The sequence below is a fragment of the Thioalkalivibrio sp. AKL7 genome (assembly GCF_000381705.1).
Lineage (GTDB): Bacteria > Pseudomonadota > Gammaproteobacteria > Ectothiorhodospirales > Ectothiorhodospiraceae > Thioalkalivibrio > Thioalkalivibrio versutus.
In genome coordinates this window covers 409,263-427,006 of the sequence record NZ_KB906947.1, presented here as the reverse complement: position 1 = coordinate 427,006, position 17,744 = coordinate 409,263, and the positions used below count along the sequence as shown (strand labels likewise).

18 protein-coding genes and 1 riboswitch are annotated in these 17,744 nt (G+C 66.8%); of the genes, 12 read left to right on the top strand and 6 right to left on the bottom strand.

Annotated elements, in window-relative coordinates; all coding sequences use genetic code 11:
- From G315_RS0101870 to G315_RS0101860, 3 genes are all read right to left on the bottom strand, one after another.
- A complete protein-coding gene (locus G315_RS0101870; protein ID WP_019611799.1) occupies positions 1–867 on the bottom strand; it encodes an ABC transporter ATP-binding protein in 867 nt (288 codons plus the stop codon).
- Complete coding sequence (locus tag G315_RS0101865; protein WP_018145607.1) at positions 867–1,838, bottom strand: iron ABC transporter permease; 972 nt, start codon at positions 1,836–1,838, stop codon at positions 867–869. Before G315_RS0101865 ends, G315_RS0101870 begins: the two co-directional genes overlap by 1 nt.
- A 139-nt stretch (positions 1,839–1,977) precedes the next feature.
- Positions 1,978–2,814 (bottom strand): cobalamin-binding protein, encoded by an 837-nt coding sequence (locus G315_RS0101860; RefSeq protein WP_018145608.1) that lies wholly within the window; start codon positions 2,812–2,814, stop codon positions 1,978–1,980.
- Between the two features lie 220 nt (positions 2,815–3,034).
- Positions 3,035–3,299, top strand: a riboswitch (cobalamin riboswitch).
- 92 nt (positions 3,300–3,391) lie between these two features.
- On the opposite strand from G315_RS0101860, the gene bluB reads away from it, so the two are divergent.
- The 8 genes from bluB to cobS all read left to right on the top strand — a co-directional run bounded on the left by bluB (position 3,392) and on the right by cobS (position 11,308).
- On the top strand, positions 3,392–4,165 hold the full coding sequence (bluB, locus tag G315_RS0101855; protein ID WP_018145609.1) for a 5,6-dimethylbenzimidazole synthase: 774 nt from the start codon (positions 3,392–3,394) through the stop codon (positions 4,163–4,165).
- Positions 4,162–5,064: an adenosylcobinamide-phosphate synthase CbiB gene (cbiB, locus tag G315_RS0101850; RefSeq protein ID WP_018145610.1), complete on the top strand. Its 903-nt coding sequence runs from the start codon at positions 4,162–4,164 to the stop codon at positions 5,062–5,064. The genes bluB and cbiB overlap by 4 nt, the downstream gene beginning before the upstream one ends.
- A 10-nt stretch (positions 5,065–5,074) precedes the next feature.
- Positions 5,075–6,082: a threonine-phosphate decarboxylase CobD gene (cobD, locus tag G315_RS0101845; protein WP_019611798.1), complete on the top strand. Its 1,008-nt coding sequence runs from the start codon at positions 5,075–5,077 to the stop codon at positions 6,080–6,082.
- Positions 6,082–7,566 (top strand): cobyric acid synthase, encoded by a 1,485-nt coding sequence (locus G315_RS0101840; RefSeq protein ID WP_019611797.1) that lies wholly within the window; start codon positions 6,082–6,084, stop codon positions 7,564–7,566. Before cobD ends, G315_RS0101840 begins: the two co-directional genes overlap by 1 nt.
- Positions 7,563–8,084 (top strand): bifunctional adenosylcobinamide kinase/adenosylcobinamide-phosphate guanylyltransferase, encoded by a 522-nt coding sequence (cobU, locus tag G315_RS0101835; RefSeq protein WP_019611796.1) that lies wholly within the window; start codon positions 7,563–7,565, stop codon positions 8,082–8,084. The genes G315_RS0101840 and cobU overlap by 4 nt, the downstream gene beginning before the upstream one ends.
- Before the next feature lie 602 nt (positions 8,085–8,686).
- On the top strand, positions 8,687–9,748 hold the full coding sequence (gene cobT, locus G315_RS0101830) for a nicotinate-nucleotide--dimethylbenzimidazole phosphoribosyltransferase (RefSeq protein ID WP_019611795.1): 1,062 nt from the start codon (positions 8,687–8,689) through the stop codon (positions 9,746–9,748).
- A complete protein-coding gene (locus G315_RS0101825) occupies positions 9,745–10,311 on the top strand; it encodes a histidine phosphatase family protein (protein ID WP_019611794.1) in 567 nt (188 codons plus the stop codon). Before cobT ends, G315_RS0101825 begins: the two co-directional genes overlap by 4 nt.
- Positions 10,312–10,534: 223 nt before the next feature.
- The gene (cobS, locus tag G315_RS0101820; protein WP_019611793.1) at positions 10,535–11,308 is read left to right on the top strand and encodes an adenosylcobinamide-GDP ribazoletransferase; all 774 of its coding nucleotides are present in this window, start codon (positions 10,535–10,537) and stop codon (positions 11,306–11,308) included.
- Between the two features lie 11 nt (positions 11,309–11,319).
- On the opposite strand, the gene G315_RS0101815 is transcribed toward cobS, so the two are convergent.
- Positions 11,320–11,529 carry a hypothetical protein gene (locus tag G315_RS0101815; RefSeq protein ID WP_019611792.1) on the bottom strand — a complete coding sequence of 70 codons (210 nt, stop codon included), beginning with the start codon at positions 11,527–11,529 and terminating at the stop codon, positions 11,320–11,322.
- 114 nt (positions 11,530–11,643) lie between these two features.
- Between G315_RS0101815 and G315_RS0101810 the strand changes: the two genes are divergently transcribed.
- Complete coding sequence (locus G315_RS0101810; RefSeq protein ID WP_019611791.1) at positions 11,644–12,270, top strand: YIP1 family protein; 627 nt, start codon at positions 11,644–11,646, stop codon at positions 12,268–12,270.
- Between the two features lie 318 nt (positions 12,271–12,588).
- Here G315_RS0101810 and G315_RS0101805 read toward each other — a convergent pair whose 3' ends face one another.
- Together G315_RS0101805 and G315_RS0101800 are read right to left on the bottom strand one after the other, a co-directional pair.
- The gene (locus G315_RS0101805) at positions 12,589–13,086 is read right to left on the bottom strand and encodes a hypothetical protein (protein WP_019611790.1); all 498 of its coding nucleotides are present in this window, start codon (positions 13,084–13,086) and stop codon (positions 12,589–12,591) included.
- The gene (locus tag G315_RS0101800; protein WP_019611789.1) at positions 13,083–13,382 is read right to left on the bottom strand and encodes a nucleotidyltransferase domain-containing protein; all 300 of its coding nucleotides are present in this window, start codon (positions 13,380–13,382) and stop codon (positions 13,083–13,085) included. The genes G315_RS0101805 and G315_RS0101800 overlap by 4 nt, the downstream gene beginning before the upstream one ends.
- Positions 13,383–14,096: 714 nt before the next feature.
- On the opposite strand from G315_RS0101800, the gene G315_RS0101795 reads away from it, so the two are divergent.
- From G315_RS0101795 to fliD, 3 genes are all read left to right on the top strand, one after another.
- Positions 14,097–15,320 carry a flagellin gene (locus G315_RS0101795; protein ID WP_019611788.1) on the top strand — a complete coding sequence of 408 codons (1,224 nt, stop codon included), beginning with the start codon at positions 14,097–14,099 and terminating at the stop codon, positions 15,318–15,320.
- Between the two features lie 31 nt (positions 15,321–15,351).
- Entirely contained in the window at positions 15,352–15,819 is a 468-nt protein-coding gene (locus G315_RS14790; protein WP_369699421.1) for a flagellar protein FlaG, read from the top strand.
- A 549-nt stretch (positions 15,820–16,368) separates the two neighbouring features.
- The gene (gene fliD / locus G315_RS0101785; RefSeq protein WP_019611786.1) at positions 16,369–17,730 is read left to right on the top strand and encodes a flagellar filament capping protein FliD; all 1,362 of its coding nucleotides are present in this window, start codon (positions 16,369–16,371) and stop codon (positions 17,728–17,730) included.
- Positions 17,731–17,744: the final 14 nt, after the last annotated feature.

Here is a 17,744-nt window from a genome sequence, read left to right as displayed (position 1 = left end):
CTACTCGTTGCGCGGCAGGAAGACGGGCAGGCCGTCCACCTCGCCCACGCTCAGGCGTTGGTTGTACAGGCGCTCCAGTGCGCTGGGCACCAGCATGGTGGCCGTGGGGCCCCAGCACGCCTGTCCGTCAGGGAATAGCAGTAGCAAGTGATCGCAGTAGCGCGCCGCGAGGTTGACGTCGTGCAGGACCAACACCGCGCCTCGGTTTTCCTGACCGACGATGGACTGCACGCGGTTGAGCACGGCCACCTGATGATGCAGGTCCAGCTGGCTGGTGGGTTCGTCCAGCAGGAGCAGGCTGGGGTCCTGCGTCAGCACGGTCGCGATCGCCAGGCGCTGGCGTTCCCCGCCGGACAAGGTGTCCACCATGCGGTCCTCGAGGTCGGCGAGATCCATCGCCGCGAGTGCCGCCCGGGCGCGGGCGTAGTCCTCGGAAGACTCGATATCCCAGGGCCGTAGATACGGGTGGCGTCCGATCAGGGCCGTCTCCAGCACCGTGGCGGGAAAGCCGTCGTGGTGGGTCTGGAAGACCAGGCCCAGGCGACGGGCCAGTTCCGCGCGGGCGAGGGTCGCAATGGATTGTCCCTTGACCTTGATGGTTCCGGCACGCGCGGCCCGCAAGCCGGCGAGGGTCTGCAGGAGGGTGCTCTTGCCGGCCCCATTCGGGCCCAGGATGCCCCAGCACTGGCCCGGATCCACCGTCAGGTCCAGCGGCGAACCGGGCGGCCGCTCGGGCACGTCGATGACGAGCTCATGCGTCGCGAGCAGCGTCTTGGGCCCCGGTTCCTGGTGGACGCTGCGCGCGCCCAGGCCCGGCGTGTCATGTGGCTGGGTCGCCGCGGGGGCTGGGGGAGGTGTACGCGGCATCAGCGGCTCCGGTAGAGCAGGAACAGGAACACCGGGACACCCAGCATCGCGGTGATGACGCCCACCGGCAACTGTTCCGGGGCAATGATCGTCCGGGCCAGGGTGTCGGCCAGGGTGAGGAGGATGCCCCCGCCCAGGGCCGAGGCCGGGAGGATCACGCGCTGGTCGTTGCCAAAGATCAGACGCAGCATGTGTGGCACGATCAGCCCGACAAAGCCAACCGCGCCGACCTGGGTGACTGCGGTCGCGGTGATCAGGGCCGCCACCACATAGATCGTCCATTCCACCGGGCGTACGGCCACTCCGAGGGCCGCGGCCTGCATGGGCCCGCGCGCCAGGACGTTCAGGGTGCGGCCAAATGGCAGGGCGAGCAGGGCGACGACCACGAGTACGCCCCAGGCCGGGTAGGGGTTGCGGGCATGGGAGACGTCGCCCATTAGCCAGTACAGCATGCCCGGGAGCTCCGCAGTGGGGCTGACCGCGAGGATGAAACTGATCATCGCGCCCCAGCCGGCGGCCACCACGACACCGGTCAGCAGCAGGCGGGTCGGGGTCCAGCTGCCCGTGCCGTGGGCCAGGCCGAACACCAGAATGGTGGACAGCAGGGCGCCCACGAAGGCCGCGGCCGAGACCGAGAACATGGACAGCCCCGCGAGCATCGCCAGCAAGGCGCCCACCGAGGCACCGCCAGAGAGCCCCAGCACGTAGGGATCGGCCAGTGGATTGCGTAGCAGAACCTGCATCAGCGCTCCGGCCAGGCCCAGCAACCCGCCGGCGGCGAACGCGGCCAGCGCGCGCGGCAGGCGCAGATCCAGTACCAGGGTGCTGTGCAGTCGCGAGGCCTCGCCGAAGAAGACACTCAGGAGGTCAGGGAACGGAATCTGCACGCTGCCGTAGGCCAGTGCCACCAGGACGGAGAGCACAGACGCGGGCAACAGCACGCCCAGGGCCAGGAGGAACGAACGGGTCAAGCGGTAGCCCTCCGCTCCAGGCGGACGAAGCGGTAGGTTGCCGGAACGGCGGGAGCGCTGCCTTCAGCGCACGTACCACGCTCCTTCATTGGTGTCCCGCGATATCCTTTCCGGGAGACTGCGAGGCGGACCGTCATGGTCATGGGGCGGAACGGCGGGCGCGGGCGCGTTCGAGTTCTTCGCACATCAGGGCCGTGCCTTCCGCGATGCGTCCGGTATGGCGTTGCAGGAGCGAAGGGGGAATGAAGAACAGATTGTCGCGCTGGACCGCGGTCAGGTCCTCCCATTGGCCCCAGGCGACCACCCAGTCGGGACGGTCCTCGCCCATGCCGCCGCCGATGATGACCTCGGGGTCGGCATCCAGTACGGCTTCGCGCCCAATGCGTGGCACCAGGCGGTCGAGATCGCCGAACACGTTCACGCCGCCACACACGGCGATGGCCTCGGCGATCAGGTGGTCGTCATTGACCGTCATCAACGGTTGCTCCCACACCTGATAGAACACGCGAATCGGGTCCCGGTCACCGTACGTGGCGCGGAGCGCGTCCATTCGGCCCAGGAAGTCCTCTGCCGCGGCGTCGCCCTGGTCATGCGTGCCGGCGAGCGTGGCCATGCGCCGCATGCTCGAGGCCACACCCTCGAAGCTGCGTGGTTCCGATACGTACACCGGCAGTCCCAGTTCGCGCAGGCGTTCGACCTGGGAGGCGGAGTTGCCGCTCTTCCACGCGATCACCAGATCGGGGTCCCTTTCCAGTACCCGTTCCAGGTCAATCCGGCTGTAGCCGCCAATCCGCGGGATGGCCTCCGCCTCGGGCGGATAATCGCTGTACTGCGTTGCGCCCACGATGCGGTCCCCCGCACCCACGGCAAACAGCACCTCGGTGATGTGCGGCGCCAGGCTGACGATGCGCTCGGCAGGCTGCTCCAGATGGACCTCGCGGTCATCGTCGTCGGTGACCGTGATTGAGTCCGCCATTGCGATCAGCGGGGTTGAGAACAGGCCCAGGAGGCAAGCGAGAAGTGGAGTTCGGGAAGTCCAAAATTGCATGATTTTACAGTCGCATTGGATTGGTTGTTCAAGCGCCTTCGAGCCGGCTGGGGAGCCGCCACCTGGCGCTGGACTAGCGGGGCATCATAGCAGCAAGCCTGGGGCGCCTCGGAGCGTCAATTGGTCGGCAGTGGGCTTGCCGCGTATGATTGGCGCCTTGCTACCAGGTGCCCGGGCGACTGATCGCGCGGGTTAAACGGGAAGTCGGTGCAGGCGCGAGATCCTCCGCAGCCCCATTCCGACGCTGCCCCCGCAACGGTAAGCGAGTGGGTTCGAGGGGTGCTTCCGCAGGCCGCTCGGACCTCGACAAGTCGAAAGCCACTGGGCCGAACGCGGCCCGGGAAGGCGACTTGCCGCCCCGGGTTGCCGGGGCCTCGCGAGCCCGGAGACCGGCCTGGACGATGTTTCTGCGACCGCGCGGTGGGCGAGGGTCGGTAGGTGCGGGCCCCTGTGGCCACACCCCGATCCCTCTGCATCCGCGTCGTGTCCCCCTGACGGTAAGCCGATGCAGTCCGAGTTGCCCGCCAATGAGAACCCTTCCTGCCCGGGCGCTGATGCCGGGGGTTCGGGGTTTGCCCAAGATGAGCTTGCGGCCGTCTATCGCGTGATCGCGGAACGCCGGGATATGCGCCATTTTCGGCCGGACCCGGTCGATCCAGCGGTGTTGCGGCGGCTGCTCGAGGCGGCGCATCGCGCGCCGAGCGTGGGCTATATGCAGCCCTGGCGCTTCCTGCGCATTACCGACCCAGCGGTGCGCGAGGCGCTCCACGCCCACGCGGCGGAGGAACAGGCGCGCACCGCCGAGGCCTGTGGCGAGCGCGCGGCCGACGTGCATCGCTTGAAGCTGGAGGGCATCCGCGAGGCGGGCGAGTTGCTGGTCGTGGCCCTGACCGATGGCCGCGAGCGCTACGTGCTCGGCCGGAGGACCCTCCCCGAGATGGACCTCTGTTCGGCCGCGTGTGCGATCCAGAACCTGTGGCTGGCCGCCCGCGCCGAGGGCCTGGGCATGGGCTGGGTCTCCCTGTTCGATCCGGACTGGCTGGCCAACCGGCTGGAGATGCCCGAGGGCGGGTACCCCATTGCCGTGCTGTGCCTCGGGCATGTCGAGCGCTTCTATGACCGGCCGATGCTGGAAACGGCGGGCTGGGACACCCGCCGCCCCCTGGAAGACCTGGTGTTCCAGGATCGCTGGGGTGCGCCGTGCGAGCTGGCCTTGCCCACGGTTGTGCGGGAATCCGCCGCGCGTCCGGATGGGCCATCCGGGGGTGGCAACACATGAGTACCTTTCTGATCCTGATCGGAGCCCTGATCCTGGACCGACTGTTTGGCGACCCACGGCGGTTCCATCCGCTCGCCGGATTCGGCCAGCTCGCGGCCTGGGCCGAATCCCGCTGGCATGCGCCGAGTCGTGTACGCGGAGCGCTCCTTCTCGCGGCGCTGGTCCTGCCCTGGGTGGTGCTGGCCGCACTGGGCACCTCGTTGGCCTGGGGCTGGCTTCTGACGCTGGCGATCCTGACGCTGGCGATTGGCTGGCGCAGCCTGGACGAGCATGCGGAGGTGGTGGCCGAGGCCCTGGAAAAGGATGACCTGTCTGGGGCGCGCACCGGCGTCGGCATGCTGGTCAGTCGCGACACGGCGGCCCTGGACGAGCGAGGGGTGAGTGGCGCGACCATCGAGTCGGTGCTGGAAAACGGCAACGACGCACTGTTCGCCACGATCTTCTGGTTCCTGGTGGCTGGCGCGCCGGGCGTGGTGGCCTATCGCCTGGTGAACACGCTGGATGCGATGTGGGGCTATCGCAATGACCGGTTTCGCTCGTTTGGCTGGGCCGCCGCGCGCCTGGACGATGCCATGAACCTGATCCCCGCCCGCCTGACGGCACTGGGCTATGCCCTGGCCGGTCGTGGCCGGGACGCGCTGCAGTGCTGGCGCGAGCAGGCCGCCGGCTGGAAGAGCCCGAATGCGGGGCCGGTGATGGCCGCAGGGGCGGGTGCGCTGGGCGTGGTCCTGGGCGGAGCGGCACCCTATGGCGGGCAGCGCGAGTGGCGACCCCGTCTGGGGATGGGCCGCATGCCGGACGCGGCGGGCATTCGCCAGGCGATTACGCTGCTGGATCGTGCGCTGGCCATCTGGATGGCCTTCATTGTGGCCGGGGTGATTGTCGTTGTCCTGTTCTGAGGCCCAATCGATGCAGACGCCGGAGCCGCAGGCACTGATCCAGGTGCACGGGGGCGGTATCCGCCAGGCGGCCGCGCGCTACCGGATCCCCGAGGCCGACTGGCTGGATCTCTCCACGGGCATCAACCCGCATGGCTACCCCGCGGGCGAGCTGCCGCCAGGGGTCTGGGCGCGCCTGCCGGAACCGGACGACGGCCTGGAGGCCGCAGCCGCCGCCTATTACGGGACCGGGGCGCTGTTGCCGGTGCCCGGTTCCCAGGCCGCGATACAGCTGCTGCCCGCGCTACGGGAAGGCACGGCGCGCGTGGGTATCCTCGAGCCCAGCTACAACGAACACGCCCGGGCCTGGCACGGGGCCGGGCACGACGTCGTCCCGCTGGATGGGGATTCGATCGAGGCCGCACTGCCTGGCCTGGACGTGCTGGTGCTGGTCAACCCCAACAACCCGACCGGGCAACGGTTCGACCGCGCGGACCTGCTGGCGTGGCATGCGGCCCTGGCCGCGCGCGGCGGCTGGCTGATCGTGGACGAGGCGTTCATGGACGTGACACCCGAGGCAAGCCTGGCGAAGGACGCGCCGCGCGAGGGCCTGGTGGTGCTGCGCTCGCTGGGCAAGTTCTTCGGGCTGGCCGGAGCGCGCGTGGGGTTTGTCATTGCGGGCGAGGAACTGCGGGCGCGGCTGGCCGCCCGGCTGGGGCCGTGGAGCCTGTCCGGGCCGTCGCGCTGGATCGCGGCTCGGGCCCTGGCGGACCTGGCCTGGCAGGCGGAGACGCGCGGCATGCTGCGGGTTCGAGGACAGCGCCTTGAAGACTTGCTGCGCGCCCGCGGATTGGAACCCGCCGGCGGAACCGCGTTGTTCCAGTGGTGCCGCGTGGCCGATCCCGCGGGCTGGCAGGACCGCCTGGGCGCGCAGGGCATCCTGGTCCGACGGTTTGATCAACCGGGCAGCCTGCGTTTTGGCCTGCCGGGGCAAGAGCACGAATGGAAGCGCCTGGAGCAGGCGCTGGGGACGTCCTGATGGGTACGACGCTGATGGTGCAGGGCACGACCTCGGATGCCGGCAAGAGCGTGCTGGTGGCGGGGCTGGCGCGCGTGCTGCACCGGCGCGGGCTGTCGGTGGTGCCGTTCAAGCCGCAGAACATGGCGCTGAACAGCGCGGTCACGGCCGACGGTGGCGAGATCGGGCGCGCCCAGGCCCTGCAGGCTGCGGCCTGTGGTCTGGAGCCGCACACGGACATGAACCCCGTGCTGCTCAAGCCCAGCTCGGACCAGGGGGCGCAGGTCATCATCCATGGTCGGCCGGCGGCGGAGCTGGATGCCCGTGCCTATCACGACTACAAGCCGGTAGCGCGCGAGGCCGTGCTGGCATCGCATCGGCGCCTGACGGCGCAGTACGCCCATGTGCTGGTGGAGGGCGCCGGATCGCCGGCGGAAATCAACCTGCGCGCGGGCGACATCGCCAACATGGGCTTTGCCGAGGCGGTGGACTGCCCGGTGATCCTGGTCGCGGATATCGACCGGGGCGGGGTGTTCGCGCATCTGGTGGGCACGCTGGCCCTGTTGAGCGAAACGGAACGCGCGCGGGTACAGGGTTTCGTGATCAACCGCTTTCGCGGGGATGTCGGCCTGCTGCAGCCCGGGCTGGACTGGCTGGAACAGGAGAGCGGCAAGCCGGTGCTCGGTGTGATTCCATACCTGCACGGGCTTTATCTGGATGCCGAGGATGCCCTGCCGCGCGAGGCGATGCCTTCGACGCCCGCGGACGCGCTGAAGGTGGTCGTGCCGGCGTTGCCGCGCATCTCCAACCACACCGATTTCGACCCCCTGCGCCTGCATCCGGCAGTGGACCTGCGCTTTGTCGGTCCAGGCGAAGCCCTGCAACCGGCGGATCTGGTCATCCTGCCGGGCTCGAAGTCCGTGCGTGCCGATCTCGCCTGGCTGCGCGAGCAGGGCTGGGAAGAAGCGTTGCAGCGGCATGCGCGCTATGGCGGAAAGGTGCTGGGCATCTGCGGCGGTTTCCAGATGCTGGGGCGTGCCGTGCACGATCCCGATGGGGTGGAGGGCCAGTCGGGCTCCACGCCGGGGCTGGGCTGGCTGGATATCGAGACCCGGCTCGCACCCGAGAAGCACCTGGAGCGGGTTCGCGGCGACCGCGTGCTGGATCGGGAGGCCCGTGTGGAGGGCTACGAGATCCATGCGGGCGTGACGACCGGGCCGGGCCTGGGGCGTCCGGTGCTGCAGCTGGAACACGGCCCGGATGGCGCGCGTAGTGCAGATGACGCGGTGGCCGGCACCTATGTCCACGGCGTGTTCGATACATCGGACGCTGCCGAGGCCTTGCTGCACTGGGCGGGGATGCGCTGCGGGATGGAGACCGGGGAAGACCTGGCAACGGCGCGGGAACGCGGCCTGGAGCGCCTGGCCGATTCTCTGGAAGAACACCTGGATATGAATTACATACTGACCCTTCTGCAAGCCGAGACGAGGGAGCCAGTCGCATGAAGACCCTGGTACTGGGTGGCGTGCGCTCGGGCAAGAGCCGGCTGGCAGAACAACTGGCGGCGGCCAGCGGCCGGCCCGTGACCTACGTGGCGACGGCGCGCGCGGAAGATGCCGAAATGGCGCGCCGGATCGAACGCCATCGCGCCGACCGGCCCGTAGACTGGGGCCTCGTCGAGGCGGGCACAGGCCTGGCCCGGGCGCTGGAGCAGGCCGCTAGACCGGAGCAGTGCCTGCTGGTGGACTGCCTGACCCTGTGGCTGACCCAGCTCCTGTGCACCGATGACGAGGGCCGGATCGAGCGTGAACGCGAGGCCCTGATCGAGACCGTTCCGCGCCTGCCGGGCACGTTGGTGTTCGTCTCCAACGAGACCGGTATGGGCATCACGCCCATGGACGCACTGTCCCGCCGCTTCGCCGACGAGGCCGGCTGGCTCCACCAGCGCTTGGCCCCTGCGATGGACCGCGTCGTCCTCACCGTCGCCGGCCTCCCGCACGTCCTGAAGGGAGACCCGCTGTGACAAACCGGCCAACATGCATTCCGCCCTCCAGGCACATAGACAAGCACGCCGGCCGGCACCACCGCAGCATCCCGACCCCAACCGTCATCTCTGCCACCCAACCCTCGTCATCCCGGAAACTGCGAAGCGGTTATCCGGGATCTCCATCGTTGGCAGGTGGCACGGACGGCGGGGGGTATCCCTGGCGTGGGGAGATCCCGGCTCTCCGCTTCGCTGTGGCTGGGATGACAGACAGTAGTGGGAGGGCGGGCTGACGTCAGGGGGTGTGCTGCGCCCGGGACGACGGCAAGGGAAGCGCTTACGGCCGGAAGGGCGAGGAGTAATGGGCCGGGATGTCATGTGGGCGGGCGGCCAGGATTCCTGGTCCAGACATTCGGATGGTCCGCCAACGTCGTCATCCCGGAAACCGCGCAGCGGTTATCCGGGATCTTCGTCGTGAGAGGTGGCGCAGACGTCCCGGTGTTCCCGCGTGGGGAGATCCCGGCTCTCCGCTTCGCTGCGGCCGGGATGACGGGAAGTAGCCGGTCGGGATGGCGAGGAGTCATAGGCCGGGATGAAGGAAAGTGGCAGAGCGCGCACGAGAGACCAATGAGGACCAACAATTGACTGAAGACTGTGACTGGCTGCAGGTGCCGCCGGCAACCCTGGACGCCGCCGCCCGGCAGGCCGCGGCTGAACGGCAGGCCCAGCTGACCAAACCGCCCGGGTCGCTCGGGCAACTGGAGGCGATCGCCGAACGCCTTGCCGGGATGCAGGGCGTGGAGAAGCCCGCGCTGGAGAACGTCCACATCGCGGTGTTTGCCGGCGATCATGGCGTGGTGGCCGAGGGGATCTCGCGCTTTCCGCAGGCGGTGACGGCGCAGATGGTCGCGAATTTCGCGACGGGCGGGGCGGCAATCTCGGTGCTGGCGCGGCACCTGGGCGCCTCCATCGAGGTGATCAACCTGGGCACGGTCATGGAGCCGCCCGCTGTTAGCGGTGTGCAGCAACTGAACCTGGGCCCCGGCACCGCCAACCTCGCACGCGAGCCGGCCATGACGCCGGCGCAGCTGGAACGGGCCCTGAACGCCGGCCGCCAGTGCGCGGAACGCGCCCGGCGCAGCGGCGCCCAGATGTTCGTCGGCGGCGAGATGGGGATCGGCAACACGACCGCCGCTGCCGCGCTGGCCTGTTCCCTGCTGGATCTGCCGCCCGCCGATCTGGCTGGGCCCGGCACGGGGCTGGACGCGAATGGGGTGCGGCACAAGGCCGAGGTCATCGAACAGGCGCTACAGACCCATGCGGCCGTGCGGGGCGACGCACTCGGCAGCCTGCGCTGCCTGGGCGGCTTCGAGATTGCGGGGCTCGCCGGGGCGTATATCGCTGCGGGGCAGATTGGCCTGCCGGTGCTGGTGGACGGCTTCATCAGCACCTCGGCGGCGCTGGTGGCCGAGCGCCTGTGTCCGGGCACGGCGGACTGGTTCTTCTATGCACATACCTCGGCGGAGCCGGGTCACCAGCGCCTGCTGGCGGCGCTGGAGGCCGAGCCGCTGCTCGATCTCGGCATGCGGCTGGGCGAGGGGAGCGGGGCCGCCACGGCGGTGCCCCTGCTGCGCCTGGCCTGCGAGCTGCACTCCGGCATGGCCACCTTCGCCGAGGCGGGCGTCAGCGGAGAGGACGTTTGAGCGCCGGGGGCACGCGCATCGGCCTGCTGCGCCACGGCGAGACCACCGGCCAGGGCTTTTGTGGACGCGGCAGCGATGTTCCGCTGACCGAGGGCGGGTGGACGGCGATGCGCGATGCTCTGGCCGGAGGTAGCGTCTGGGATCGCATTGTCTGTTCGCCGCTGATGCGTTGCCGCGCCCCGGCACAGGCGTTTGCGGAAGAGGCCGGTGTACCGCTCGCCGTCGACGACCGCCTGGCCGAACTCGACTTTGGCACCTGGGAAGGCCGCACGGCGGCGGCCCTGATGGAGACGGACGCTGGTGCACTGGGCCGTTTCTGGCAGGACCCGCTGAATCACCCGCCACCCGACGGCGAGTCGCTTCAGGAGTTTCGCGACCGCGTCGTCGCCGGCTGGAACGACCTGGCGCCGAGCGAAAACGAGCGGGTGCTCGTGATCGTCCACGGTGGCGTCATTCGCCTGATCCGTGCCCTGCGCGAGGGCTGGCCATTGGAGAAGCTGCTCGGCATCGACGTCCCGCTCGCCTCCCTGCATGTTGTCGAGCCATGGGAGCCCTATCCATGAATCTCCAGCCCTTGGTGGGCCAAGGCCCTGTGGGCGCCCTTGTGAGGGCTCTTGTGGGAGCGTGCTTGCACGCGAAGCCCCTGCCAAAGTCAGGCGCGGGCAGGGGCTTCGCGGCCAAGGCCGCTCCCACAGGAATGCCGAGAACCAGCGGTGTGCGTCCCACATATTGTAGGAGCGCCCTTGGCCGCGAATACCTCCCACCAAAGTCCGACCGGGCACCCGCATGAGCGCCGCGCTGACACCCCTCTGGCTGGCCCTCCAGTTCCTCACTCGCCTGCCAACCCCCGCGCTCGACCCGCAACCGGCCGACCTGGGGCGTTCGGTGCTGGCTTATCCGCTGGTCGGCCTGATCCTGGGCCTGGTCGTGGTACTGGTCGGTATCGCGCTGGCGGCCATACCCGGCGCGCCGCCGCTACTGGTCGCGGCGCTAGTGCTCGCGTTATGGGTCGGCCTGACCGGCGCGCTGCACCTGGACGGGCTGGCGGACACGGTGGATGCCTGGGCCGGCAGCCATCAGGACCCGGAACGGGCCCAGGCCATCATGAAGGATCCGACCAGTGGCCCGATGGCCGTGGCAGCGCTGATCCTGGTCCTGCTGATCAAGTTCGCAGCCCTGGTAACCGTGGTGGAGACGGGTGCCTGGATCGCGTTGCTGGTCGCCATCGTGCTGGGGCGCGCGGCACTCACCGGGCTGTTTGTGCTGGTGCCCTACGTGCGGGAGCAGGGCCTGGGGGCCGAGATGGCCGCACACTTGCCGCGCAGCCCCGCCCAGATGGTACTGGTGGCCACCGGTGTGCTGATCCTGCTATTGGCACTGCTCACTGGCTTCTGGGGCCTGATCCTCGGCCTGGCGGTAGCACTCGCGTTGGTGTTCGCCATCGCCGCCTTCCTGCGCCGCTGGCTCGGCGGCTTCACCGGCGATACCGCAGGCGCCGCCCTGGAACTGGTGGAAGTGATGGCGATTACCGTCATGGCGCTCGTGCTCGCCCTGCATTAGGGAGTCGCCTCTCAATGAGGCGAGGTGTTCCCCATCGCCTTGTCCAACAGCGCCAGACCTTCCTGTTCCCGGCCCTGACCACGCTGGGCGGGCACCCGGAAACGGGTCTCCGCATCGTGTTCCGCAATCATCAGCGTGGCCATCTCGTCGACAAGGCGGTTCACGCTGGTCCCACGCTCGCGTGCCAGCGCCTTCAGCCGTTCGTACTTGTCGTCCGGCAAACGAATCGTTAATCGAGCCAATGCAGCGTCTCCGCGCTCAGGACCAGATGATGCATGCCTGAAGCTAGCAAAAGCTGTCATCGAATGGTCACGTAATTGCCACATACTTGGGTGATGACCGTTCCCGCGAAACTCAATCCGGCCCGCATGACCCTGCGCGCGCTCGTAAACCCGCTTGGGGCGGTGCGCGATGCGCAAGCAATCGAGCCGGCGCCGCCCTGGTGGCGGACATTCCTTTCGCTGGCGTTGCCGGTGCTGCTGGCGAGTGTGATCGCCAGTCAGTGGCTTTACCAGGTGATCCCGACTGGCCTGCCGCCGGAGGCGATGCCCGGTGCCTGGGGCTTTGGCGTTTATAGCGTGCTGGCGATGAGCATCGGGGTGCTGGGGATGGCCTGGTCCGCGCACTACCTTACCGAGCTGTTCCAGGGCTACTCGCACCCGGACCGTGCCATGCTCGCCGTCACGATCGGGCTGTTGCCCGCCTGGGTCGGCAAGGTGGTCGCCGCGTTCCCCTGGCCCTGGGGCAACGGCATCGCCTTGTTGCTGATCCTGTACTCCCTCTGGCTGCTCTACTGGTCGCTGCGCGAGATCATTGGCCTGCGCCGCGGCAACCGCATCGGCCTGTTCGTGGCCACCATCTTCTGCGGCGCCTTCATCACCCTGATCTTCGGCTGGCTCCTGATGGACCTGATCCCCGGCGCCACCCCCGTGCACCGCATCGGCACCACCTGGCTGATTTAGCCCGCGCCAGCCGTGGTGACCGGCGCCTGTGACTATCGCAGCAGTCGCCCCCACACACACCGTCGTCCCGGAAACTGCGAAGCAGTTATCCGGGATCTCCGTCGTTGGAGCCGGCACAAGCGTCGGGGTGTTCGCACGTGTGGAGATCCCGGCTCTCCGCTCCGCTACGGCCGGGATGACGGGGAGGGGAGCGCTGCGGCCGGGGTGACGAGAAGGCGAGCGCTGCGGCCGTGATGCCGGGAAGGGAGGCGGTGCGGCCGGGCTCGAGTAGTCGGGGCGGTCGGGATGAGGTGAGGGATACCCAGCGGCTTTGAGACCTTAAAGGCCGGCGGGTCCGATTTTCAGGTTCTCCTGCGCGTAGGTGCGCAGCGCGTGGTAGTCGGCGTGCATCTGGTCGGTGAAGCGGCAGGCGCGTTGGAGGGCCGGGGCCAGGTCGGCGGGCCTCTCCATGTATTCATGGACCAGGCGGTTGCGCAGCTGGCGCATTTGTAGCCAGGCGTCGGCGTCCTGGATGAGGGCGAGCTTCTCCAGACGTGACAGGTTGTCGATGGCCGGGCCCGTGTTTTCCCCGGCGCAGGCAAGAAACGTGGGGACGAGCTTGTCCATGATGGTGTCTTGCATGCGGCCGAACTTCGCGCCGAAGGACTCCAGGCGATCGACCCCGGTGTCCGTGGCAAGGATGCCCTGAACGCGTTCGGGACCGACTGTGCAATCGCCTTCCAGCAGGCGTTCGCGTACGGCGAGCAGGTGCTCATCCTCACGATCAACCAGATCAATGAGCCGTGCGAGTCGTTGCTGTGGCGTCGTAGCGGTCACAGGGCCACCCCCGTCCGGTCGGCATGCGTATCGATGGGGCGGTGCGGAGCGCCGCGTGGATGCACGACGATATCCACACGGCGTTCGCCCAGTTGGCGTTGCAGTGCCACGTACAGGCGCAGTTCCTGGTCCAGCAGTTCATCCGGTGTGCCGTCCGCCTCGATGTAGAGGTCGATGTCACCACCACGCGCGGCATCGTCCACGCGCGAGCCGAACAGCTTCACGCGAGCATCCGGCCCGAATGCACGGCCCACTTCCTCGCGGATGATCGTCTGTTGTTCGTCGGTCAGGCGCATCGCTCAAGTATATCAAGGCCCTGGAGCATATACCCGAACCGTCTCACCTCCGACCTCCACCACCGTCAGCCCGCGAACCAGCCGCGAATCCACCACCTCTGTCATTGCGAGGAGCGCAGCGACGAAGCAATTGCTCGGGACAAGCAGAGTGCTGGATTAAAACCAGAGTGCTGGATTAAAACGCCTTGCGTCCTGCCAGCCGATTGCCACGTCGCCTGCGGCTCCTCGCAATGATGGGAGGTAATCGCCACCCTTGAGAGGCCGGGTCGCGGCCCTCGTTTCCGTACAATCCTGCCACCCGAGTCATCCCGGAAACCGCGCAGCGGTTATCCGGGATCTCCGTCGTTGGGGGTGGCGCAGACGTCGGGGTGTTCGCGCGTGGGGAGATCCCGGCTCTCCGCTTCGCTCCGGCCGGGATGACGGGGAGGGGAGCGCTACGGCCGGGATGACGGACTGGGGCTGCGGCCGGCATGGCCGAAAGGGTTTCGGTGGGCGTAGTGCGGTCCGGATGATGGCTGGGCTTCGGTGCGTGGCGTTACGGTTTCGCGGCCGGAGGAACTGGGGGCGGCAAGGAATTGCCGCCGGTCGAAAAAAATTTCGATGCAGGGCTAAAGGTTCCTGGGTGAGGGTCGTTAAGGCTTCTGAGACCGGGGATCAACCCGTTCACCAGAACCGCCCGAGGCGGTGACGCAAGACTCTTACAGGAGAGCGATCATGTCCCAAGTAATTAACACCAACGTTCTTTCCCTGAACGCGCAGCGCAACCTGGGCAACTCCCAGGGCGCACTGGCCCAGAGCCTGGAACGTCTGTCCTCGGGCCTGCGTATCAACAGCGCCAAGGACGACGCGGCCGGTCTGGCCATTTCCGAGCGTTTCAGCACCCAGATCCGTGGTCTGAACCAGGCCGTGCGCAACTCCAACGACGGCATCTCCTTTGCGCAGACCGCCGAAGGTGCGCTGAGCACCGTCGGTGACGCGCTGCAGCGTGCTCGCGAGCTGTCGGTGCAGGCCGCGAACGACTCCAACTCGGCCACGGACCGTCAGGCAATCAACGACGAAGTACAGCAGCTGATGGCCGAGGTCTCGCGTATCGCGAACAACACCGAGTTCAACGGTGGCCGGATCCTGGATGGCAGCGTGAGTGATCTGTTCTTCCAGGTGGGTGCGAATCAGGGCCAGACCATTGCGGTGAGCGGTGTTGATTCTCGTACGACCGAGCTCGGCACCAACGAGGCTGTGGGCGAGAATGGACTCTCTCAGGAGCAGATCAATGACGACGGCATTGCTTCGATCGCAAAGATCGAGATCGATACTGCGGACGGACTTGACACTGCGATCGATGCTGACATGACTGGCGTGACGTCCCTCGAAGACGCAGTCCGGGTAATCAACACCGAGATTGCTGAACGTGCGGCGGCTGGCGACGATGACGCCGCCGCGATCGCCGATGCCGGATTCCAGGCGTCGCTGCGTGTTAATAATGACGGGACGACCACGATCGCCATTACTTCGACTTTTGATGAAGATAATTTGTTCACTGTTGATGGTGGACTGGTTACGCTGGAGGGCGGTGATACGGAACAGCTGTTTGGAGACGGAACAGACCCGACCACAGCGGTACAGGTTGACCTTACGGAAATCGACGTTACCACCCGTTTCAACGCGACTCAGGCTATTGGTGCCCTGGACGGCGCTCTGGATCAGGTGAACAGCCTTCGGGCCGAGCTAGGTGCGGTGCAGGTGCGCTTCGAGTCCACCATCGACAACCTGCAGGTGAGCTCGGAGAACCTGTCTGAAGCCCGTTCGCGCATCCGCGATGCGGACTTCGCGGCGGAGACGGCCGAGCTGACTCGCGCCCAAGTGCTGCAGCAGGCGGGTACCTCGGTGCTGTCGCAGGCCAACGCCGTTCCGCAGAACGTGCTGGCCCTGCTGCAGTAAGCTCGATCACTCGGGTTCGGGTTGAGGGTGGATGGCGAGAGCGCCATCCACCCCTTCTGATGAGGACAGCGATATGAGTGATGGAATCGGCAATATCACATCACCGCTGGTTGCAGTGAACCCGCGCGGGGGCGAGGGGGCGAAAGCGCCCGGCTCCGGCGTGGGTCTTGTTCGTGGCGAGGGGCGGCCGGAGGCCGTGGCTCGTTCGGACAGTAGTTCGGAATCAATGGCTCGCGGTTCCACCGGACCGGCGATCGAGGCCATGGACATGGCCGAGGTCAATCAGGTGGTCGAGTCGATTAATTCGTATCTGCAATCCACCAGGCGGGCGCTGGAGTTCAGCGTGGACGACAGCAGCGGCCGCACGGTGATTACGGTGATGGATGGAGAACGCGAACAGGTGATTCGTCAGATTCCACCGGAGGCCGTATTGGCCCTGGTGGAACAGTTCCAGAGCGAGCAAGAGCTTTCCGGGACGGGGCTGGCGGACAAGGCCTGACGGTCTTATCCAGACTGCACCTTAACGCGGTATGTTTCATTGAGCCGGATCCGGTAATGGGTCCGGCTTTTTTCGTTGGGTCAGCGGCAGCCTGCCGCAGATTCATGTGCCGCGGGCCTCTTTCCCGTCGTCTGCGCTTGCAGCGCCTTCGCCGCCATCCGGGGCACAGCCCCTTGCCTTCATGCCGCCCTAACCCCCGTTATGGTCATCCCGGCCGTAGCGCAGCGGAGAGCCGGGATCTCCTCCGTCGGAATGCCTCGACGTCTGTGCCACCTTCACGGTTTCCGGGATGACGGGGTCGCGGTCGGGGTCTGGGTCGGATGGACGTATTGGGACCAGGTGATCCCGGTTGCTTCGCTTCGCTTGCAATCACGGAGGAAGGTGGTGTTGGGACAGGGCAGACGGCTGGACCGAAGAGGGACGCCGGTGAAGGCTGGCTTTGACCGGTTTTTTCTTCGGTGGGCTCAAGATTTGGGCTAGGCTGTCGTTGTATACGCTATAGCGCGTGCAAAGGGTCCGAGACGTCGGACACCAAGGAGAATAACGACCATGGCCATTAGTGCGTTGGGTGTAGGATCGGGGCTCGATCTGAATCAGATTGTCGGCGACCTGTTGAATGCGGAACGGGTGCCGAAAGAGACGCGTTTCAACCAGCGTGAAGAACGGATCGAGGCCCAGATTTCCGCATACGGCAATCTGAGAAATGGCATCGAACAGCTGGGTAGTGCGCTTGGATCACTTTCCGGCTTTGAGCTCTCCCAGTCCGCCTCTGTTTCCGATGCGAGTGTGGCAAGCGTTACCGCCGACGGTACTGCGGCCAACGGAAGCTTCTCGCTTGAGGTTAATCAGCTTGCTCAGGCGCAATCAATCGCCTCGGCCCCGGGGGATTTCGCGGACGCCGACGCCGAGGTGGGAGCCGGCCAGCTGGAGATCCAGGTGGGTGGCGGAAATGCCATCACCATTAATGTGGAGGAGGGCGATACGCTCCGCGATCTCCGCAACGCGATCAACGAAGCTGACGCGGGTGTCACCGCATCCATCGTGAATGATGGCAACGGCGCTCGTCTTGTGCTGAATGCCAATGAGACCGGTGCGGACAACACGATCACGGTTAGCGCGACGGAGGATCCCGCGGGTAGTGGGTTGGCGCGTCTGGACGGCAACAACCTGGTTGAGACACGAGCCGCACAGGATGCCGAGGCGGTGATCAACGGCCTGACGGTAACGAGTTCAAGCAACACGCTCGATGACGCCGTCGAGGGGTTGAGTATTGAGTTGCAGAATACGTCGACGGGCCCCGTCAATGTTTCGGTCCGTGAGGACCAGGGCGAACTGCGTCAAGCCTTGCAGGCGTTCGTGGAACAGTACAACGCTCTGGTTGGGCAAACGCGTGAACTGACCTCGTACAACGCAGAAGAGGACGAAGCTTCGGTGCTCACGGGTGACAGTACGGTCCGCGGAATCCGCAGCCGACTCGGTGACGCATTGATGCAGCCCGCACAAGTACCCGATGCAAACGCGCAGACGCTCTCGGAGCTGGGTATTGTCTCGAACCGGGATGGGACGCTGAACTTCGATACCAGCCGCTTCAATCAGGCGATGGATAACAATAGCTTTGACAGTATTGCGGAGGTCGTTCGCGAGGTCGGTGGTCGAATGGAAGGGGTCACGAATACCCTTGTTGGAGCTGATGGTCTCATTGGTGCGCGTACCGATGGCCTGCGGAACGATCTGGAGCGAATCGGCCAGCAACGCGAACGCCTGGATATTCGCCTCGAGCGGATGGAGGAGCGCCTGATCGGTCAGTTCTCGAGGATGGACAGTGCCGTGGCGCAGATGCAGAGCACGGGTGATTTTCTGACGGGGCAGCTGGCGAACATGCCGCTGGCCCAGAACAATTCTCGTCGATAGTCGCCCCGTTTGGG